This is a genomic window from Aquimarina sp. RZ0, assembly GCF_008370685.1.
In the GTDB taxonomy this organism is placed as follows: domain Bacteria; phylum Bacteroidota; class Bacteroidia; order Flavobacteriales; family Flavobacteriaceae; genus Aquimarina.
Window position 1 is genome coordinate 22,768 of sequence record NZ_VTZU01000057.1, and the last position, 22,322, is coordinate 45,089.

General features: G+C 32.8%; 19 protein-coding genes and 1 riboswitch. Of the genes, 5 read left to right on the plus strand and 14 right to left on the minus strand.

Going from position 1 to position 22,322, the window contains the following annotated elements; genetic code table 11:
- Positions 1-184: 184 nt before the first annotated feature.
- From F0000_RS19570 to thiS, 7 genes are all read right to left on the minus strand, one after another.
- Entirely contained in the window at positions 185-961 is a 777-nt protein-coding gene (locus F0000_RS19570; protein WP_149626418.1) for a thiazole synthase, read from the minus strand.
- Between the two features lie 27 nt (positions 962-988).
- Positions 989-1,615, minus strand: coding sequence for a thiamine phosphate synthase (locus F0000_RS19575; protein WP_149626419.1), 627 nt, complete (start codon positions 1,613-1,615; stop codon positions 989-991).
- Positions 1,616-1,625: 10 nt separating this feature from the next.
- A complete protein-coding gene (locus tag F0000_RS19580) occupies positions 1,626-2,405 on the minus strand; it encodes a hydroxymethylpyrimidine/phosphomethylpyrimidine kinase (RefSeq protein WP_149626420.1) in 780 nt (259 codons plus the stop codon).
- Positions 2,405-6,151: a DEAD/DEAH box helicase gene (locus F0000_RS19585; RefSeq protein ID WP_149626421.1), complete on the minus strand. Its 3,747-nt coding sequence runs from the start codon at positions 6,149-6,151 to the stop codon at positions 2,405-2,407. The genes F0000_RS19580 and F0000_RS19585 overlap by 1 nt, the downstream gene beginning before the upstream one ends.
- A 7-nt stretch (positions 6,152-6,158) precedes the next feature.
- Positions 6,159-6,767: a thiamine phosphate synthase gene (locus tag F0000_RS19590; protein WP_149626422.1), complete on the minus strand. Its 609-nt coding sequence runs from the start codon at positions 6,765-6,767 to the stop codon at positions 6,159-6,161.
- Positions 6,768-6,843: 76 nt separating this feature from the next.
- Complete coding sequence (thiC, locus tag F0000_RS19595) at positions 6,844-8,703, minus strand: phosphomethylpyrimidine synthase ThiC (RefSeq protein WP_149626423.1); 1,860 nt, start codon at positions 8,701-8,703, stop codon at positions 6,844-6,846.
- Positions 8,704-8,764: 61 nt separating this feature from the next.
- Positions 8,765-8,965: a sulfur carrier protein ThiS gene (gene thiS / locus F0000_RS19600; protein WP_149626424.1), complete on the minus strand. Its 201-nt coding sequence runs from the start codon at positions 8,963-8,965 to the stop codon at positions 8,765-8,767.
- A gap of 77 nt (positions 8,966-9,042) precedes the next feature.
- Positions 9,043-9,143, minus strand: a riboswitch (TPP riboswitch).
- A 150-nt stretch (positions 9,144-9,293) separates the two neighbouring features.
- On the opposite strand from thiS, the gene F0000_RS19605 reads away from it, so the two are divergent.
- Positions 9,294-11,723, plus strand: a complete 2,430-nt coding sequence (locus tag F0000_RS19605; RefSeq protein WP_149626425.1) for an ATP-binding protein — start codon at positions 9,294-9,296, stop codon at positions 11,721-11,723.
- On the opposite strand, the gene F0000_RS19610 is transcribed toward F0000_RS19605, so the two are convergent.
- The 5 genes from F0000_RS19610 to F0000_RS19630 form a co-directional block, all read right to left on the minus strand.
- Positions 11,720-13,069: a sigma-54 dependent transcriptional regulator gene (locus tag F0000_RS19610; protein ID WP_149626426.1), complete on the minus strand. Its 1,350-nt coding sequence runs from the start codon at positions 13,067-13,069 to the stop codon at positions 11,720-11,722. The two genes, F0000_RS19605 and F0000_RS19610, sit on opposite strands and share 4 nt — an antisense overlap.
- A 185-nt stretch (positions 13,070-13,254) precedes the next feature.
- Positions 13,255-13,584, minus strand: a complete 330-nt coding sequence (locus F0000_RS19615; RefSeq protein ID WP_149626427.1) for a hypothetical protein — start codon at positions 13,582-13,584, stop codon at positions 13,255-13,257.
- A 198-nt stretch (positions 13,585-13,782) separates the two neighbouring features.
- The gene (arfB, locus tag F0000_RS19620) at positions 13,783-14,184 is read right to left on the minus strand and encodes an alternative ribosome rescue aminoacyl-tRNA hydrolase ArfB (RefSeq protein WP_149626428.1); all 402 of its coding nucleotides are present in this window, start codon (positions 14,182-14,184) and stop codon (positions 13,783-13,785) included.
- Positions 14,181-15,746 carry a DUF4301 family protein gene (locus F0000_RS19625; protein ID WP_149626429.1) on the minus strand — a complete coding sequence of 522 codons (1,566 nt, stop codon included), beginning with the start codon at positions 15,744-15,746 and terminating at the stop codon, positions 14,181-14,183. The genes arfB and F0000_RS19625 overlap by 4 nt, the downstream gene beginning before the upstream one ends.
- A gap of 184 nt (positions 15,747-15,930) precedes the next feature.
- Positions 15,931-16,569, minus strand: a complete 639-nt coding sequence (locus F0000_RS19630; protein WP_149626430.1) for a 4'-phosphopantetheinyl transferase superfamily protein — start codon at positions 16,567-16,569, stop codon at positions 15,931-15,933.
- Positions 16,570-16,710: 141 nt separating this feature from the next.
- On the opposite strand from F0000_RS19630, the gene ahcY (F0000_RS19635) reads away from it, so the two are divergent.
- Positions 16,711-18,027, plus strand: coding sequence for an adenosylhomocysteinase (ahcY, locus tag F0000_RS19635; protein ID WP_149626431.1), 1,317 nt, complete (start codon positions 16,711-16,713; stop codon positions 18,025-18,027).
- 478 nt (positions 18,028-18,505) lie between these two features.
- Positions 18,506-18,748 carry a hypothetical protein gene (locus tag F0000_RS19640; protein WP_149626432.1) on the plus strand — a complete coding sequence of 81 codons (243 nt, stop codon included), beginning with the start codon at positions 18,506-18,508 and terminating at the stop codon, positions 18,746-18,748.
- A gap of 70 nt (positions 18,749-18,818) precedes the next feature.
- Here the strand turns inward: F0000_RS19640 and F0000_RS19645 are convergent, their stop codons facing one another.
- Together F0000_RS19645 and F0000_RS19650 are read right to left on the minus strand one after the other, a co-directional pair.
- Positions 18,819-19,217 (minus strand): DUF4301 family protein, encoded by a 399-nt coding sequence (locus F0000_RS19645; RefSeq protein WP_149626433.1) that lies wholly within the window; start codon positions 19,215-19,217, stop codon positions 18,819-18,821.
- A 184-nt stretch (positions 19,218-19,401) separates the two neighbouring features.
- Positions 19,402-20,040, minus strand: a complete 639-nt coding sequence (locus F0000_RS19650; RefSeq protein WP_149626430.1) for a 4'-phosphopantetheinyl transferase superfamily protein — start codon at positions 20,038-20,040, stop codon at positions 19,402-19,404.
- 141 nt (positions 20,041-20,181) lie between these two features.
- Here F0000_RS19650 and ahcY (F0000_RS19655) point away from each other — a divergent pair, with 141 nt between their 5' ends.
- Together ahcY (F0000_RS19655) and F0000_RS19660 are read left to right on the plus strand one after the other, a co-directional pair.
- Complete coding sequence (gene ahcY, locus F0000_RS19655) at positions 20,182-21,498, plus strand: adenosylhomocysteinase (protein WP_149626431.1); 1,317 nt, start codon at positions 20,182-20,184, stop codon at positions 21,496-21,498.
- Between the two features lie 478 nt (positions 21,499-21,976).
- Positions 21,977-22,219, plus strand: coding sequence for a hypothetical protein (locus F0000_RS19660; RefSeq protein ID WP_149626432.1), 243 nt, complete (start codon positions 21,977-21,979; stop codon positions 22,217-22,219).
- Positions 22,220-22,322 lie beyond the last annotated feature (103 nt).

Consider the following 22,322-nt stretch of genomic DNA (forward strand, 5'->3'; position numbering starts at 1 on the left):
ATGTCTCGCGAATTCAATATTTTTCTTATTCTGGAAAATTCTTTATCACTTCAACATATTAACAAGACAAATTGATGTGCTTTTTTTTCAAACTTCATAATTTCTAAAACTCTCAATTCACCATAATTTCCAATTTAATAAAATTAGCAATAGACTAATATCCTGAATAGTTCATTACTATATGTTAACTGCTTTTTGAAAGAAAGCTAGTTAACGGACTACTGGCTTCTGCATGTTGTTTAACAGGTGCTAACTTAGCATTATGCGCTATGCGACCAGCTTCTACGGCCATCTTAAAAGCTTTTGCCATAGCCACTGGTTTCTGTGAAACTGCAATAGCAGTATTTACGAGTACTGCATCTGCTCCAATCTCCATAGCATATGCCGCATGTGATGGACTTCCTATTCCTGCATCAACAATAACAGGCACATTACTTTGATCTATAATAATTTCTAAGAACTCTAAGGTTTTTAATCCTTTATTGCTGCCTATGGGTGCTCCTAATGGCATGACACATTGTACACCTACTTCTTCTAATCGTTTACATAAAACCGGATCTGCATGAATATATGGCATTACTACAAAACCTTGTTTAATCAGCTCTTCAGCAGCTTTTAGTGTTTCTATAGGATCCGGTAATAAATATTTTGGATCCGGATGAATCTCCAATTTTACCCAATTAGTTTCTAATGCCTCTCTTGCTAACTGAGCAGCAAAAATCGCTTCTTTGGCATCTCGCACTCCCGAAGTATTTGGTAATAAATTAATTCTTTTATGTTTTAAATGCGTCAATATATCATCATCATCATTATTCACATCCACTCGCTTAAGTGCCACAGTAATCAATTCACTTTCTGAAGCCAATAAGGCTTCTCTCATCAAATCAGATGAGCTGAACTTTCCTGTTCCGGTAAATAATCGTGAAGAAAATTCTTTATCTCCTATTTTAAGTGTATCCATTGTATAGTAACCTTTAATATCATAGCACTAAGCTATTTGTTTTTTTATATATGCTATTCTTTCTTCTAAATCTATCTGATCTGTTAACATTCCAGAAACAGCAATGCTATTAGCTCCTGCTTCAAAAATATCAGATATATCCTCTAATCTAATCCCACCAATTGCCACTATGGGTACTTCTGACTTAGCATTTTTTAGCGCTGTAGTTATCTGTCGATATCCTTCAGCACCTAATAAAGGGCTTAGTTTTTCTTTTGTTGTGGTGTATCTAAAAGGACCTAGCCCTATATAATCTACTCCATCCTTTATATGACTTATACAATCGTCTAAGGTATTTGCTGTACCACCAATAATAAAATTATCTCCCAGAATTTCTCTGGCTTCTTTTGGATTCATATCATTTAGCCCCAAGTGAACTCCATCTGCCTGTGAAGCTTTTGCAATACCGACATTATCATTAATAACCATAATAGCACCGTATTGATCACAAATTTCTCTACATTTTATAGCCGTATTCAAACTTGTAGCCATATCTACATCTTTGAGACGTAATTGTATCCATCTCCCTCCAGCCTCACATACTTCACCTATATGTTGCAAATGTTCTTGTGGAGAGTTCCCTTGAGAGATATATTGTAAATTTTCTTTTGTCATTCTTCTTATTTTATACCCTGTGATATCCTAATAGAGCGGTATTAGAACTCAATACTTTTTCTGTATACCGTTTGCCTCTAAAACATGATTTTAATAAAGGAAAGCCCAAAGCCAATTGTGCTGTTATGGCTGAAGAAAGTATACAACCGCTGCCATGTTTTTCGGATATATTCTTCCTCTTGGGGTTTAGCACAAATCGTTTTCCTTTGATTGTAAATAACTCATCTTTTCCTATATTTTCCTTTCGATGTCCTCCTTTTAGAAATAGATTTGTTTTAGTACTTATATAAGCAATGGTTTCATCGATACTCATATCAGGATATAGCTTTTCTATTTCCGGATAATTGGGTGTTATTAAGTATATTTTATCTAAAACCTGCTCTAAAAAAGTTTCGGATTTCGGATTTTGCACTTTTTTATCTTGTGATGCTTGATGAAACTCATAGGCTGAGCTCGACCTTAATACAGGATCCAAAATAATCTTTACTTTATTATTTTTATCCAGTAAAAAATCAATGATCTGATTTAATAGTTTCCAATTTTGTACAATGCCAATTTTTATATATTCAATTTCAAACTTTTTAAAAAGTACTGAAATTTGATTTTTTATAATTTCGATATCTATCCAATAACAAGCTACAAATTCTGTATCATTCTGAATTGTATTAGCAGTACAAACTGACAAACCATAACACTTTAAAGCTTCAAAAGTTTTAATATCAGCAACTAATCCAGCTCCTCCTGACGGATCAAAACCTGCAATTGTTAGTATATATGGATGATTTTTCATTAGCTAAATAATTCTGCAATACTTTCTTTGGATAAGGATTTCACAAAACTCTCATCTGTCTGAATGATATCATTAGAGAGTTGTTTTTTATTTTGTTGATGTGTTATAATTTTTTCTTCGATTGTTCCTTTGCATATCATTTTATACGCCATTACATTTTTTGTCTGACCGATTCTATAACATCTATCAATTGCTTGTGCCTCTACCGCAGGATTCCACCAGGGATCTACAAGGTATACATAATCTGCTGCCGTAAGATTTAGCCCAGTTCCACCAGCTTTGAGACTAATCAAAAACACTCTGATTTGATCATTATTCTGAAAATTCTCTACTTTTTCTTGTCTATTCTTTGTTTTCCCGTCCAAATATTCATATTGGATTCCTTCTGTGCGCAATGCAGTTTTTATTAAATCAAGCATTTTTACAAACTGGGAGAATATCAATACTTTATGCGCTCCTGTTTTTTCGGTAACATGGCGTAATAATTCTTTAATCTTAATAGCATCTGCGGTGTATTCTTCATCACCGTTCAATAATTGTGGGGCATCACAAATTTGTCGTAGCTTGGTCAACCCTTCCAGTACATACATTTTTGACTTACCTACTCCTCCTTCATCAATTTTGTTCAGTACAAAGTTTCGATATTTATTTCTATAGGCATCATATAATTTTTGCTGAGATTCTTCCATTGTACAATACAACACCTGTTCTGTTTTTTCTGGCAATTCTGTAGCCACTTGTTCCTTGGTACGCCTGAGTAAAAAAGGATCAATCAATTGCTTTAGTTCCTGTGCGATATTTTTATCTTTGTTTTTGTCTATTGGGATTGAAAACATTTTTTTAAAATGTGACATATTTCCTAAAAGCCCTGGGTTTGCAAAGGTCATTTGTGCATACAGATCAAATGTATTATTCTCTATTGGTGTACCTGTAAGCACTAATTTATTATCTGATTTCAATAGTTTTATTGCCTTAAATCGCTGGGAAGTTGGGTTTTTAATTGCTTGCGATTCATCTAAAACTATATAATTAAAGGTATATTTTTTCAGATACTCAATATCTCTCATTACAATACCATAGGTAGTAAGTACAATATCTGTATTTTTGAAAGCCGCAATGTCTTTTTTTCTATCCCCTCCAGTTAACACAAAAACTTTTAAGGAAGGGCAGAATTTTCTGACTTCCTCCTGCCAGTTAAAAATCAAAGAGGTTGGTACTACAACCAAGTGAGCATTTTTTGGTTTTTTCTTCTCTTTTAAGTGTTTAAAAAAAGTAATTACCTGTAAGGTTTTACCTAAGCCCATATCATCCGCCAGACATCCGCCAAAATTATATTCGTCCAGAAAGTTTAGCCAATTAAGTCCTTCTTTCTGATAATCTCTCAGCGTTGTTTTTATTCCTTTTGGTTTTGCTACTTTTGAAATTTCCTGAAAAGAAGACAGTTGTTTTTTAATTTCTCTATGTTTCTGTAAAATCGGAATATCTTCATTCAATTCATCATATAAGCTATCAATCACCGACAATTGATATTTAGATAGCCTTATCCCATCCTTTTTGACCTCCCCAACTCTAAATAAATGACTATATTTCTGGATCCATTCTTCTGGCAAAATTCCTATACTACCATCACTAAGCTCTACATACTTACTTTTATTTATTACTGATTTTTGTATTTCTTTTAAAGAAACTTCTGTATCACCAAAAGCCACTTTTATATGCGCATCAAACCAATCAATATCTGATTTTATTTGGATAGAAAAAGAGGGCTTATGATGGCTATATTTCATGTCAGAGAGTTTCTCGTACCCGAATATTTGAACATCTTCTTTTTTCAGCATATCAAAAGCGTCCAAAAACCATCCATCTTTTATAAATTCTTTGGGTGAGAGATGAAAAAATGACTGCCTCTGTAGCAAGAATCCAGGATGCAACCCTTTTAAAGTCTCCCGAAATTCTGTTTCGTATTCTTCATTTCTTTTTAATCTAATTATTTTTCCATCAGATAGCTCATCTACGTAGGAATCGTTAAGTATTTCTACCAATGTCCCTTCATAATCTACCATAGGTTTTAATAAAATAAACCCATTAATTTCTGATAAAAACAATTGTTTTCTTAGTTTTTTTGCAGGAATCGTTTTCATTTCTTTGTTGAGGTGGTTAATTTCTACAGGAAATTTTGTGGATAACGGTTGTATAAAACGATTATAATAGGATTCGAACTCTGTTTTAGGAATTCTGAGTTCGGGATTATCCTTAAATGTTTTAATACTTCTGGAAGATCCTATAGATTCGTTTAGGTAGTACACCCCATCTTTAATCACAAAAGGAAATTTATATTCCATTTTGACTTTTGCTAAATCATAAGTAACCTCTGCTATGGTTATATAACTTTTAAAAATGTAATGCAATTTCTCTTCTTTTACCTTAAAAGACAATGAAGCACTCTCTACTTCCATTCTTTTGATATGGTTAAGGTGATGTTTAGAAATTTTTCTATCTCGTGACTTACTGTAATACTTCAGCTCATATAAAATAGCATCTTTAAAATCCGGTATAATTCTTCTTAATCTAGCAATACTATGCTTTGCAGTATCTAGATCTGATATTCCTATTCTGCTAGAGACTGCCTCATACGATTCTTGAAGCAATTCTTGTAGCAGGTCATATGTTTCACCAGCGTATCGATCCTTATTAAATATTAGTGTTTCCGGGGTTATTTCTGTAATTTTTGTAGTCAGCTCTGATCTGTCTTTTTTTAGATTCCCTTCCATAGGAATTATAAACAAAGGCATTCGTTCACTATTCTTATTAAAATGAAACCCTATTGCAATACCTTTTTCCTTCTGATTTTGATCTGCTACTAGTCCTGAGGGGATTTCATCATTTTTTGCAATCTCCCCTGTTATTAAATCTTCAACAATACCATCAAGACCTTGTTGGTACTGATTCAATTTTAGAGTTCCCTGATGGATCGGGACGGCAACTAGTTTTTTATTATAATATTCAAAATTAAAATATTCTTTATAAATTTCATCCTCTATAGAAAAACCATACTCTCTTAATTCTCTCGATTTAATCTCTCTTGTCTCTTGTTCTGATAAAAAAGCTTGTGGCATGTGATCAAATATGTGATTTAATACTAATACCTGATGCATACATAGGTATTGATTCGTTGCATTGCAATCACATTGTAGCGAAAGTGTTCCTTCCTTTTTATGAATCAGTATGCTATTCCTAAAGTTTCTACGGGTATTTGTAACCAAAAATTCAAAAAAGTCTACTTCTAATTTCTCATTTTTGATTTTATACTCATAACTCACATATGCTTGATTAATAACTCGCTCTGTAGTATGTAACTTTATCCAATCCAAGGTGCAATCTTTCTGAGCAGAAAAAGGAACTCTGATTGCATCGCTTCCTGAATATTTTACTTCTTCGATTTTTTTAACCGTTTTTTTTACATTCTTAATATCCACGTACTCATCAATCTCATTAGCTACAGCCACTTGATGTTTACAAACTGTACCCCAATCAAAAGGGCAGGTACAAGTACTAGATATTTCTCCAGATTGCAACCCATGAAAATGAATGATGTATCGATTTCTACTACTCCCTTTTACATTCACTTTTACAGAATTATAATCCTCAGAAAAATTACGATCAATAATATCAATAGTATTCCCTCTGGAACGAATAGTAGGAGTAGTATTGTTGTATATATATATTTTTAACCGAGAATTTTTCATATCTAAATCAATTGCTATTTTCTATCATCTGATCATTCACTTCCTTTATTTTTATAAAACTCTGTATTGGATTTTCGGTATTCCAGACACCTCCAAGAATGCCTACTCCTTTGAACCCTAATGCATAGGTTTCTGCCAACGTACTTTCATTAATTCCTCCCATTCCTATGATTGTAGCATCAAGGTCTTGAACATTGAACCCTTTTCCTTCATATCCTTTTTTAGAAATAGATCCAAAAACAGGACTTAGCAATACATATTCAAAATCAGTAGTACACGCTTTAATATCTTCTTTAGAATGAAAAGAACTACTTACAGAAAATCCTTTATTGCTATATATTTGCATGGTTACGTCCAGAGCATCTTCCAGATCTAATCGTGCCTGCTCCTGAAGATGAATCCCGCGCAATTGATATTCTGTAGTTAATTCAGGAAATTGATGTGTCATAATACGACTATGATATTTTACATGAATCTGATCCAATAATGCACGATATCCATCAATGGTATATGTAGGTTTACGTAGATGTAATATTTCTAATCCTGCATCAAACAAAGCATTGATTTGTATTGCTTCATTATCCAATGGTTTTTCTGAAGTAAGTACTATGATCATATTTTTGAGTATCGAATATCAGGAAGTGAGTATTGGTATCTGGTTTTAGTAAAACCAGATACCTCAAAACTGCTATTTACAAATATACTTCGCTTCCTTTTTCTTTAAATTCCTTTGCTTTTTCCTGCATACCTTCTTCTAAGGCTTTCTGATCATCAATTTCTTTCTGAGCAGCATAGTCTCTTACTTCCTGAGAAATCTTCATGGAACAGAATTTTGGTCCACACATACTACAGAAATGTGCAACTTTTGCTCCATCTGCTGGTAGCGTTTCATCGTGATATTCTCTTGCTCTTTCCGGATCCAATGCCAGATTAAACTGATCTTCCCAACGAAACTCAAAACGTGCCTTACTCAGTGCATCATCTCTGTGTTGCGCTCCGGGATGCCCTTTTGCAAGATCTGCAGCATGTGCAGCGAGTTTATATGTAATAACTCCAACACGTACATCTTCTTTGTTAGGCAGTCCTAAATGTTCTTTTGGCGTTACGTAACATAACATTGCAGTACCATACCAACCAATCATAGCCGCCCCAATCCCTGAAGTAATATGATCATACCCAGGAGCAATATCCGTTGTCAAAGGACCTAATGTATAGAAAGGTGCTTCACCACAAACTTCTAATTGCTTGTCCATATTTTGCTTAATCATATGCATAGGTACATGCCCGGGGCCTTCTATAAAGGTTTGTACATCGTGTTTCCATGCAATTTTTGTAAGCTCGCCTAATGTTTCTAATTCTGCAAATTGTGCTTCATCATTAGCATCAGCAATAGAACCAGGGCGCAATCCATCTCCTAATGAAAATGCTACATCGTAGGATTTCATGATCTCACAAATATCTTCAAAATGCGTATATAAAAAACTTTCTTTATGATGTGCTAAACACCATTTTGCCATAATAGATCCTCCACGAGAAACAATTCCTGTAACTCTTTTTGCCGTCATTGGCACATACGCTAAACGTACCCCGGCATGAATCGTGAAATAGTCTACTCCTTGTTCTGCCTGCTCAATAAGTGTATCTCTAAATATCTCCCAGGTAAGATCTTCTGCTTTACCATTTACTTTTTCTAATGCCTGATAAATTGGTACGGTACCAATTGGTACTGGAGAATTACGTACAATCCACTCTCGGGTCTCATGAATATTCTGCCCTGTAGAGAGATCCATAATATTATCTGCTCCCCAACGACACGCCCATACTGCTTTCTCTACTTCTTCTTCTATAGAAGATGTGGTTGCAGAATTACCTATATTTGCATTAATTTTTACTAAGAAATTACGCCCCAGAATCATAGGTTCTGCTTCTGGATGATTTATATTAGAGGGAATTACAGCTCTTCCTCTTGCCACTTCTTCTCTTACAAATTCTGCAGTAATCTTTTGGGGTATACTTGCCCCAAAATCTTGTCCTGGATGTTGCGCTGCAATGCGAGTTGCTTCCTCTATTTTTTGATTTTCCCGAATAGCCACATATTCCATTTCTGGAGTAATGATGCCTTGTTTAGCATAATACATTTGTGAAACATTCTTTCCTGCTTTTGCTCTTTTTGGGTTACGTAAATGACCAAATCTTAAGTGATCTAAGCTTGCATCATTTAATCGTTCATTACAATATTCTGATGTAAAACCATCCAATTCTTCCACATCACCACGATCCAGAACCCATTGCTCACGAATACGCTCTATTCCTTCCTGTACATTAATCTTCTTATTAGGATCTGTGTAAGGACCACTGGTATCATACACAATAACAGATTCATTCGATGTCTTTTTACGTGTCATAGAATCAACTGTATCACTCAACTCAATCTCACGCATTGCCACACTTATTTGTGGATGTATATTTCCTTTTACGTAAATTTTATTAGAACTAGGAAAAGGCGTTGTTGTAATTTTTCCTTCTTGTGGTGCTGTATCTTTTTTCTTCATAATTGTGTATTTTGAGCTTTTAGTTCTATACATTAAATTTTTATCACGGGAACTCTAAGATCTACCCTCCTTGAGTTGCCTGTATTATAGTAATATGATCATTGTTATGAATCTGGGTCTGACCCCATTTTCCTTTAACAATAATTTCGTTATTTATAGCAATAGCAATTCCGTCTGCTGATAGATTTAGTTGCTCCAATAATGCTTTTAAGGTGCTATTATCTACAATAGATTTTGTTTGATTATTGACGTTTACGGTCATACAATGCTTTGTTTAACAATCCATAAACTTTAGAAGATGAAGGTTTTACCAAAAAAACAAAAGAAATGTCTACAGGCGTCATCTCTTTAACTTTTCCCTTCGTCGGTATGAGCCGCATCAGGTTCAAAGGGTATTTCTCAGACTTCAATTACACTTAAAGACACCCCTAAAGTTTGATTTGCAAATATATCAAAAATATAAATGCTCATTATCAATCCATTGATATAAATATGTTTTGGGGAATAGAAAGAGGAAAAACAGTAACAAAACAATTCATCTTTAAATTTATAGTTATCTTTAAAAGATAAATAAGATTTTTTTTATTTTGATGAAAAAGACAAAAGGCTCTATAACTTTTAAAATATTTGCTGGATACACACTCGCTATTGTACTGGTATTAATTGCTTTCTGGGTTATTTACTCTCAATTAAATAACTACACAGAAATAGCAAAAGTAAAAAGTGATAATAATGAAAAACTTTTTCTGGTTGGTGAAGCCATAACTGGATTATATGAAGCAGAAAGTTTAACAAGAAATATTATACAGACCTCTAATACGGAAAAATTTAAAAATTATAAGTCAAAAATTGATTCTATTATAAAAACTATCGATCGGGTCAGTAAAATGTCTCTTGACTCGTTACAAGAAAAAAAAATCGATAGTATTAAAGTTTTAATTGATAGTAAAAATGAAAACTTTGAGAAACTTATTGCTATTTATGAGCAAAGCAAAGAAAAAGGGTTGCAGGAAAATGTAATGGATCAATTAAAAAAGAATGAAAATTTTGGTAATTATACTAATTATGATAAGCGATTCAGAAAATACAATCCGCAAAAGAAAAAAGCCATTATTGCCTGGTTAGAATATACCAGAAAGGACAATGAAGAGCGATTAACAAATCAAACCATAGATTCTATTGCCAGATCTATTTACCAGGCACTTTCTGATGCCGAAGAAAAAGAACGACGATATGAAAGACAAATAAAAAGCAGAGAAAACAAATTATTAAAAAATGATCAAATCATCACCAGACAATTACGTGATTTGATGGCATCAATAGAAGATAATGAAAGAAAAAAATATTTTCTAAAAGTTGATAAATCAAATGCCATTTTAGATAAAACGTTTAACTTTATCAGTATAGTTACTGCTATTAGTTTGATAATTGCAATCATCTTTTTGTTTTTAATCACTCGTGACGTATCAAAAAGCCAAAAATATCGTAATGAATTAGAAGCTGAAAAAATTTACAAAGAGTCTCTATTAAAGACCCGAGAATCTCTAATTAATACTGTTACTCATGATTTACGATCACCTTTAAACACTGTGATTGGATATTCTGATTTACTCGAAAAAACCGGCTTAAACAATAAGCAAAAACACTACTTAGGTCACCTAAAGAAATCCTCTGATTACATCCTCCATTTAGTAAATGACTTACTGGATTTATCTAAGCTGGAAGCAGGAAGGATGGTTATTGAAGAATTGCCTTTTTCTCCTAAAAAACTTATTGAAAATACGGTCTCAAGTGTAATCCCTGTAGATGACAAGAAAAAATTAAATATTCGTATCATATCACAAGAAATTTTAAAAAAACAATTTCTGGGAGACCCTTTCAGAATCAAACAGATTCTTACTAATCTTGTAAATAATGCGTATAAATTTACGGATGAAGGATCTATAACAATAGAGAGTAAAATAACAGAAAACGGTCTCGCAGAGAAAGAACTTACAATATCTGTAAAAGATACAGGAATCGGAATCACAAAAGAACAACAACAGTATATTTTTGAGGAATTTTCTCAGGGAGATGACACTACCGAAAAAAAATACGGCGGATTTGGCTTAGGACTTGCAATTACTAAAAAAATAATTAAACTTCTAAATGGTAACATAACCTTGGAAAGTAAACACGACATGGGTAGTAATTTTACCTTTTGTATTCCTATCAAATTAGCTAAATCACAAGTTTTTGAAGAAGAAAGTGAATCTAAAGAAATTAAACATCTATCTAACAAAAAAGTACTGATTGTCGATGATGATCCTAGCCAGTTAGATCTAACCAGCGAAGTTGCTTCTTTAGCTGGTTTAACCTATGACATCAGTAAAAATGGCATAGAAGCACTTACTTATTTATACGAAAATGAGTATGATCTTATTTTAACAGATATACAGATGCCCAAAATGGATGGTTTTGAGCTTTTAAAGAATATTCAAGACAACCCCAGTATTAATCATATCCCAATAATTGCACTATCAGGTAGAACTGATACATCTGCTAAAGAATATAAAGAAGCTGGATTTTCAGGAAGTCTCCGCAAACCCTATGCTCCCAATGCTTTGGTAGATCTCATAGCCAGCACACTAAAAATTGATACTGAAGATGTAAATTATAATAGTAATCTCCCTAATAAAAGTGATAATTCCACCTATTCATTAAATGACCTTATGCTTTTTGCACATGGAGATTCTGAATCGCTTTATGCTATTTTAGATACATTTTATGAAAGTACCATTGAGAATATCGAAGAACTAAAAACCACAGTGGATACCAATGATTATGACCAAATCAAAAAGTTGGCACATAAAATGTTACCCATGTTCAAACAAATCAAAGCAACAGAAATTGTTCCTATTTTAGAAAAATTAGAACATCAGGATAGATATAATGTCACTACCAGCGAGGTTTTGGAATTAACAAAAAAAGCTATCTCTAAAATTCAGGATTTAATTAATCAACTTAAAGTCGAAAATTAAAGGCTAATATCGTACTGCTTCAATTTATTATAAAGCGTCTTTCTATCAATAGATAACATTCTGGCAGCTTTCGCTTTATTTCCATTTGCTTTTTCTAGTGCATCTAAAATCAATTCCAGCTCATTTTGATTTTTAAACAGCCCATATGTCTGCTTTGTATTATGCGAAGCATATGCTATGTCATTGGGCAAAACTTCCATAGTAATCATATCGCTTTGAGAAAGAAGAACGGATCTTTTTACAATATTTTTTAGCTCCCTTAAGTTTCCTGGCCAATCATATTTTTTAAAAGTCTCTAAAACTTCATCAGCAAATCCAACCACGTGTTTATCTAATTCTATATTTGATTCTTCAAGAAAATGACTAGCAAATAACATCAGATCTTCAACTCTATCTTTTAGCGGTGGTACTTTTATAGAAAATTCATTTAATCTATGATATAAATCTTCTCTAAATTCTCCTTCTTTAACGGCATTGCTAAGATCTTCATTAGTAGCTGCGATAACTCTGATATCTACTTCTATTTCGGTATTACTCCCAACAGGCTTGATTTTTCGCTCTTGTAACGCCCTCAATAACTGAACTTGTAATTCATAACTAAGATTACCTATTTCGTCTAAAAATAAAGTCCCTCCATTTGCCGCTTCAAAATGTCCTACTTTATCATTAACTGCTCCAGTAAATGATCCTTTGATATGACCAAAAAACTCACTAGAGGCAATTTCCTTAGGAATGGCACCGCAATCCACAGCAACAAAAGGTTTGTCTGCTCTTTTACTTATTTTATGTATACTACTCGCCACATACTCTTTACCTGTCCCGCTATCACCAATAACCAAAACAGACATGCGGGTAGGTGCCACAAGTGCAACATATTCGTTTAACTTTTTAGAAGCATCACTTACTCCTTTAACAAAGGATTGGTTTGAATCATTAAGGACCTTATCAGAAGTAGGAGGTTTGGTCTTTTTTACTGAAGGTTTGGTATCAATTTTTAATGCCTTCTCAATAGTTTGTAATATGGTATCTGGATTAAATGGTTTAGAAACATAATCAAAAGCACCTTGCTTTATAGCATTTACAGCCATGTTGACTTCTGCATACCCTGTCATAACAATAACCTGGGTTTCAGAATTTTTAGATTGAATATCATCCAGTAATGTAATACCATCCCTATCAGGTAATCTTACATCCGTAAGCACAATATCGAAGGTACTTTCCTGAATTTGTAAAACAGCTTCATGTCCTGAAAACGCAGTGGATACATCGTACTCTTTTTTTTGTAAAAAAGTTTTGAGCATTGTACAAAAAGCCACATCATCCTCAACTATGAGTATTTTAGACATACATATATCATTTAATTCTAAACTTATTAGATAAAATTAATCATTAAAAAACATTTAACTAATAAATGTATCCAAAGAAACATAAAAAATAAAAAAGAGACCCTTGGGATTGGGTCTCTTTTTAGCACTAAACAACTTTATATCGTTTCTTGGTTGCAAAACGATATCCTTTTCTACCCCTAGATTTAAGATTTGTCGTCTGGCTTAATCCATTCGCCATTAGCGCTTGCAAATACAACTTTTGTGTAGTTATCTTTGTTTTTTAATACAATTTTATAAGTATTATCCTTAGAAATATAAGCTCTATAAATACGTAAGTTTTCATAATCTTTTGCGGCTGCTTCCTGAATCGATATTGGTAATTCTACAATTTCAATCTCTGTATACTCTTGCAGCTCATACTCATAATCCATAAAATCCCATCCATCATTCTCAGCCAAATCCTCCTGTGCCAATACTCCCTGTGCCGAAATAATACTAACTACTATAGCAATAATCATGTGTGAATTTTTCATTGGTTCATAAATTGTAAAAACTTGTTTTACATTTATAGATATAGGAATAATTGTTCCAAAAAATAAAACATCTGAAATTCAACATAAAAACCTATGAAACAGATATTTACATTTAATTAACAAAATAAACAAAAATGTGGAAAACTGTAGAATACACACAAATGTGTAGAATTTCTACACACTTTATTGTCCGAATAATCAAAATAAAGGTTTTTTCCTATTAGATTTTTTTAATGTTTGCCTTTTTTTAGTATCCAATCTTTTTTTAATGGACGCTTTGGTCGGTTTAGAAGTCTTTCTAATTTTAGGAGTATGTAAACTCCCTTTTAATAGTTTTAAAAATCTTTTGATAACAAGCTCCTTATTTTTGTGCTGACTTCTAGTATCTCCACATTGTAAAATTAAAATTCCAGATTTATTAATTCTCGAAGAAAGTTTGCTATTAATTTTTAATTTTTCTTCTTCTGTTATTCCTTCTGATTTTGTAACGTTAAAACTAAGTTCAATCTTAGAAGACACTTTATTTACATGCTGACCTCCAGCTCCTGAGCTACGAATAGCTTTAAATTTTAACTCTTTTACAATACTTTCAGTTTTCACGAAAACAATTTTACCTGATGTGCTGATTTCAGTAAATCACTTACTGTTTTTACCGGATTAAAAGTAGTTAACGGAACTTCTACAAATACACTTATCCAATTTGCCATGGCTCCATTCCATAAACCAGGTAACTCGAGAGCTTTTACAGAATTTCCATTTATGGTTTTTTCAGTGATAAAACCAGCATCAGGATCAACAAAATTTTGCAGATTAAATTTATTCCCTTTATAATCTTTCACACCGCAAACCAAATCTACTGGATTAAAATGTGTTGCACTATTTAAGATATCGTGCTGTATCTTATCATCACTATTAATTTGTGGTGTTTCTATAATCTGCAAAACAACTCTTCCGTTTTCTTTTTTTATCCAAAAAGGACCTCCTCCAGGTTCTCCTTCATTAATTACCATTCCACAAATACGAATTGGACGATTCAAAGATTCTTTTAAAAATTGAATCTTATATTTTTCTGCAAATTTATCAAAATCCAAAGGTAATCTGACATTGAGTTGCTGCACCAAAAACTTCTTAATATCTTTCAGCTCTGCTTCAGAAGGAGTTTTCTTGTCTATAGAATTTAATATCCTAAACACTTCATCCTGAATTTCAATTAATTTTCCTGCCAGTATTTTTTTATAACCTGATACTTCATCCTGATACTTTCTTACGACAACATTATCAATATTTTTAATATAAATAATATTGGCATCCAGATCATTTAAATTCTCAATAAGAGCTCCGTGACCTCCTGGTCTAAACAATAGATCTCCCTCTTCTGTCCTGTAAGGTTCATTGTTCTGAGTAACAGCAATCGTATCTGTTTCAGGCTTCTGAAAAGAATATGTAATCAAAAAATTAGTGTTCGTTTTTTCTTCAACTTTTTTCTTTATTCTTTCGAATTCATCCTCAAATGCATCCAGATGTTCTTTGGAGATCGTGAAATGTAATTTAGAATCTCCATTTGCGTTCTTATTATATCCAGCTGCTTCATATAAATGCTCTTCGAATGAAGTAGAAATACTATCCGCATATTTATGAAAAGGTAATAATCCTTTTGGATACGCTCCAAAATTCAATCCCTTTTCTTTTAGCATCATTTCGACAAATATATACAATTGTCTCCCTTCTGATAGAGACTCAAAATTAGGGTAAGAACTTTTCACCTTTTCCATCACAATATCATAAAAAGGAAACTTTTCTAAACCTATTAGAAAAAGGCGAATAGCATTTGCTTTTTCATGATTTGTATACGAGTTTAAACTCTCTTTTTCATATTCATAATTATCCAAAAACCGAAACAAGTCTTTAAACATTCGGGTAGCTGCACCAGAAGCAGGAACAAATTTTACAGTTTCCAGACTTGATGATCTTGATTCATATAACTTAGTAAGTTCTGTTTGATAATGATCCGTAAATTTTAGAATACCATTATCAAGACTGGCAGCACTTCTTAATACTACAAACGGAATTTCATTTTTAAATATCTCTATCTGAGATAATACTTTTTTTACCGTTAGCCCTTTAGACTTGATTAACTTAATATCTTTATCTGTAATATTCACTTCGTTACTCTATTATTTAGTCAATGTTATTATAGATCTTTTTGGAAAATGATTTCTCTATTTTTAAAGGGGAATTTTGATACTTTCTTTTTTAAGGATTGGTAAGATAAGTCAAATGAAACAAAACTTAAACTTTTTCTATATGAAATTTTAAATACTTCACGACATTAAAATCATGTAGCTACTATTCTACTATATATGGTAATGCATAGACACATGTAAATCCTTCAAATTCAATAAAAGTAATGTCATAATGGCTTATATCCTCCTTATAATGGATACTTCCGACAGTAAATGGCATCCCTACATCAAAGGCCATAATATGAATATGCTGTTCAAAACTCAAACCTGCTTTTGCATATAATTTATACAAAGATTCTTTTGCTCCCCAAATGATCGTTAGCAATCTTGTTTTATTATCTTTTTCCTGATCTACAAAATCTTTCTCTGAGTTTACGAATTTATGGGCAATCCTATGAATTTTTTCACGTTGCTTTTCGATATCAATCCCTACAGGCTTATCACTAATTATGATTCCTGAAAATTCAAATGAATGTGTAATTGAGATGTGTTTATCATCTTTTAGATACGGTTTCCCGAAATCATCATAAAACAGATCAAAATCAGTATATCCTGATATTGCTAGTAAATGACGAATACTCATAAAACCTCTTTTATGAATATCTGATTTCATTTTATCTACCCGATTTTGACAATCCGGTGTTAATTGAATTCCTTCACACAATAACTCATATGACTCTTCAATCTTCCAAATCAACAAGTTAGTACTTTCATCTATTGTTATAGTTTTGTAAAGAGGCATTTAGATTATTAAAGTTATTATGTACCTTTGCAAACTGAAATTAAGGAAGAAAAAAACCTTGATTTTCAATAAGCGAATTTAGAATAATTTAGTGCGAAATACTAATCATATAGTATTCTATATAAATATAAATCAGATATTATGAGTACAAAAACAGTACCTTATGTTCCTTACAAAGTAAAAGATATTTCTCTAGCTGCCTGGGGGAGAAAAGAAATTGAATTGGCCGAAGCCGAAATGCCAGGTCTTATGTCTCTTCGCGAAGAATACAAAGAAGAACAACCTCTCAAAGGTGCTCGTATCGCTGGTTGTCTTCATATGACTATACAAACAGCCGTTTTAATAGAAACGCTACAGGCTTTGGGAGCAGAGGTCACCTGGAGTTCTTGTAATATATTTTCTACTCAGGATCAGGCGGCAGCCGCAATAGCTGATGCCGGAATACCGGTATACGCCTGGAAAGGAATGAATGAAGAGGAATTTGATTGGTGTATTGAGCAAACTTTATTTTTTGGAGAAGATCGCAAACCCTTAAATATGATCCTTGATGATGGAGGAGATCTTACAAATATGGTATTAGACAAGTTTCCCGAACTAGTAGGCGACATAAAAGGGCTTTCTGAAGAAACCACTACGGGGGTACATCGATTATATGAGAGAATGAAGAATGGTACTTTACCTATGCCTGCAATTAATGTTAATGACTCTGTTACCAAGTCAAAATTTGATAACAAATATGGATGCCGTGAAAGCGCCGTGGATGCAATCCGAAGAGCAACAGACACAATGCTGGCCGGAAAAAGAGTTATTGTTTGTGGATATGGTGATGTAGGAAAAGGGACTGCCGCTTCTTTTAGAGGAGCTGGATCTATAGTAACAGTTACCGAAATTGACCCAATCTGCGCATTACAAGCGGCTATGGATGGTTTTGAAGTAAAAAAATTGGAAACCGTTATCGAAAATGCAGATATTTTAATTACCACAACAGGAAATAAAGATATAGTACAAGGCAAACATTTTAAAGCGCTAAAAGACAAAGCTATCGTATGCAATATAGGTCATTTCGATAATGAAATTGATATGGCATGGTTAAATGGCAACTATGGCGATACCAAAGATGAAATAAAACCTCAGGTGGATAAATACACCATTGATGGAAAAGATATTATCATTCTGGCAGAAGGTCGTTTGGTAAACCTTGGTTGTGCAACCGGACACCCAAGTTTTGTAATGAGTAATTCATTTACAAATCAGACATTGGCTCAGATTGAGCTTTGGAATAATTCTGAAAACTATAAAAATGAAGTATACATGCTACCTAAACATCTTGATGAAAAAGTAGCTAAATTACATCTATCCCGACTTGGTGTTGAATTAGAAACCCTAAGACCTGATCAGGCAGAATATATTGGTGTAGCAGTAGAAGGACCATTCAAACCAGAATATTACAGGTACTAAATAAAAGCCTGACTTTTTAAAAAAAGGTTGCTATCTTAATTTCATAAGGTAGCAACCTTTTTTATTCATACCATTTAAAAAATGCTTACAACAGTTATAGAATAGGTTTTTGTACTTGAACTCATTTTGAGTAATACTTTGATCTACAAAATTTACATTTTGCACGCTAATTTTGTTGGTTTTTTTAACCGTATGGCTATGCTGAAAAAAACCTAATTCATTATAGTACAAAAGCTAAACTTTTCGGTTGAAAACCACTACGTAAGATGAGTTCCTTAATATAGCAACGTAAATGTTAAAAATGCCAATTTTTTCTTCAAACAAAAGAGTCAAATCTCGTTTAAAGTACTGCTTTGTAAACAACTATTATATTCACTAAGCCCTTAAAGTTTTCTTAACCTTAAAAAAGTAGCAAAACAACTTTGGGATCAGCCCGTTTTTTGACTATCTCAGATATTAAACAAAAAACAATATAAACATGAAAACTCAACTAATCTGCGCAGCAGCAATAGCAATTACCACATTCTCTTGTACCAAAGAAGAAAACACAGAAATTCCATCTTTAAGAAACTCAGAAAGTGTATCACTCTCTATTCTTGAAAAGGAAGCACTTTTTCAAAATGGTATTAATGTAGCCTTATCGAATACTATCGAAATTAATAAAATTGACGAAATAACAGGCAAATCTATTACTGGCTACTATAATACTCCCCATTTTTAAGACAGCTACTTAAATTGTAAATTTAATGCTGTACATATGAAAAAATCGAGAAGAAAATTTAGTTCTGCATTCAAGGCAAAGGTATATCATAAAAAGGAAACTTTTCTAAACCTATTAGAAAAAGGCGAATAGCATTTGCTTTTTCATGATTTGTATACGAGTTTAAACTCTCTTTTTCATATTCATAATTATCCAAAAACCGAAACAAGTCTTTAAACATTCGGGTAGCTGCACCAGAAGCAGGAACAAATTTTACAGTTTCCAGACTTGATGATCTTGATTCATATAACTTAGTAAGTTCTGTTTGATAATGATCCGTAAATTTTAGAATACCATTATCAAGACTGGCAGCACTTCTTAATACTACAAACGGAATTTCATTTTTAAATATCTCTATCTGAGATAATACTTTTTTTACCGTTAGCCCTTTAGACTTGATTAACTTAATATCTTTATCTGTAATATTCACTTCGTTACTCTATTATTTAGTCAATGTTATTATAGATCTTTTTGGAAAATGATTTCTCTATTTTTAAAGGGGAATTTTGATACTTTCTTTTTTAAGGATTGGTAAGATAAGTCAAATGAAACAAAACTTAAACTTTTTCTATATGAAATTTTAAATACTTCACGACATTAAAATCATGTAGCTACTATTCTACTATATATGGTAATGCATAGACACATGTAAATCCTTCAAATTCAATAAAAGTAATGTCATAATGGCTTATATCCTCCTTATAATGGATACTTCCGACAGTAAATGGCATCCCTACATCAAAGGCCATAATATGAATATGCTGTTCAAAACTCAAACCTGCTTTTGCATATAATTTATACAAAGATTCTTTTGCTCCCCAAATGATCGTTAGCAATCTTGTTTTATTATCTTTTTCCTGATCTACAAAATCTTTCTCTGAGTTTACGAATTTATGGGCAATCCTATGAATTTTTTCACGTTGCTTTTCGATATCAATCCCTACAGGCTTATCACTAATTATGATTCCTGAAAATTCAAATGAATGTGTAATTGAGATGTGTTTATCATCTTTTAGATACGGTTTCCCGAAATCATCATAAAACAGATCAAAATCAGTATATCCTGATATTGCTAGTAAATGACGAATACTCATAAAACCTCTTTTATGAATATCTGATTTCATTTTATCTACCCGATTTTGACAATCCGGTGTTAATTGAATTCCTTCACACAATAACTCATATGACTCTTCAATCTTCCAAATCAACAAGTTAGTACTTTCATCTATTGTTATAGTTTTGTAAAGAGGCATTTAGATTATTAAAGTTATTATGTACCTTTGCAAACTGAAATTAAGGAAGAAAAAAACCTTGATTTTCAATAAGCGAATTTAGAATAATTTAGTGCGAAATACTAATCATATAGTATTCTATATAAATATAAATCAGATATTATGAGTACAAAAACAGTACCTTATGTTCCTTACAAAGTAAAAGATATTTCTCTAGCTGCCTGGGGGAGAAAAGAAATTGAATTGGCCGAAGCCGAAATGCCAGGTCTTATGTCTCTTCGCGAAGAATACAAAGAAGAACAACCTCTCAAAGGTGCTCGTATCGCTGGTTGTCTTCATATGACTATACAAACAGCCGTTTTAATAGAAACGCTACAGGCTTTGGGAGCAGAGGTCACCTGGAGTTCTTGTAATATATTTTCTACTCAGGATCAGGCGGCAGCCGCAATAGCTGATGCCGGAATACCGGTATACGCCTGGAAAGGAATGAATGAAGAGGAATTTGATTGGTGTATTGAGCAAACTTTATTTTTTGGAGAAGATCGCAAACCCTTAAATATGATCCTTGATGATGGAGGAGATCTTACAAATATGGTATTAGACAAGTTTCCCGAACTAGTAGGCGACATAAAAGGGCTTTCTGAAGAAACCACTACGGGGGTACATCGATTATATGAGAGAATGAAGAATGGTACTTTACCTATGCCTGCAATTAATGTTAATGACTCTGTTACCAAGTCAAAATTTGATAACAAATATGGATGCCGTGAAAGCGCCGTGGATGCAATCCGAAGAGCAACAGACACAATGCTGGCCGGAAAAAGAGTTATTGTTTGTGGATATGGTGATGTAGGAAAAGGGACTGCCGCTTCTTTTAGAGGAGCTGGATCTATAGTAACAGTTACCGAAATTGACCCAATCTGCGCATTACAAGCGGCTATGGATGGTTTTGAAGTAAAAAAATTGGAAACCGTTATCGAAAATGCAGATATTTTAATTACCACAACAGGAAATAAAGATATAGTACAAGGCAAACATTTTAAAGCGCTAAAAGACAAAGCTATCGTATGCAATATAGGTCATTTCGATAATGAAATTGATATGGCATGGTTAAATGGCAACTATGGCGATACCAAAGATGAAATAAAACCTCAGGTGGATAAATACACCATTGATGGAAAAGATATTATCATTCTGGCAGAAGGTCGTTTGGTAAACCTTGGTTGTGCAACCGGACACCCAAGTTTTGTAATGAGTAATTCATTTACAAATCAGACATTGGCTCAGATTGAGCTTTGGAATAATTCTGAAAACTATAAAAATGAAGTATACATGCTACCTAAACATCTTGATGAAAAAGTAGCTAAATTACATCTATCCCGACTTGGTGTTGAATTAGAAACCCTAAGACCTGATCAGGCAGAATATATTGGTGTAGCAGTAGAAGGACCATTCAAACCAGAATATTACAGGTACTAAATAAAAGCCTGACTTTTTAAAAAAAGGTTGCTATCTTAATTTCATAAGGTAGCAACCTTTTTTATTCATACCATTTAAAAAATGCTTACAACAGTTATAGAATAGGTTTTTGTACTTGAACTCATTTTGAGTAATACTTTGATCTACAAAATTTACATTTTGCACGCTAATTTTGTTGGTTTTTTTAACCGTATGGCTATGCTGAAAAAAACCTAATTCATTATAGTACAAAAGCTAAACTTTTCGGTTGAAAACCACTACGTAAGATGAGTTCCTTAATATAGCAACGTAAATGTTAAAAATGCCAATTTTTTCTTCAAACAAAAGAGTCAAATCTCGTTTAAAGTACTGCTTTGTAAACAACTATTATATTCACTAAGCCCTTAAAGTTTTCTTAACCTTAAAAAAGTAGCAAAACAACTTTGGGATCAGCCCGTTTTTTGACTATCTCAGATATTAAACAAAAAACAATATAAACATGAAAACTCAACTAATCTGCGCAGCAGCAATAGCAATTACCACATTCTCTTGTACCAAAGAAGAAAACACAGAAATTCCATCTTTAAGAAACTCAGAAAGTGTATCACTCTCTATTCTTGAAAAGGAAGCACTTTTTCAAAATGGTATTAATGTAGCCTTATCGAATACTATCGAAATTAATAAAATTGACGAAATAACAGGCAAATCTATTACTGGCTACTATAATACTCCCCATTTTTAAGACAGCTACTTAAATTGTAAATTTAATGCTGTACATATGAAAAAATCGAGAAGAAAATTTAGTTCTGCATTCAAGGCAAAGGTTGCTTTGGAGGCTATCAAAG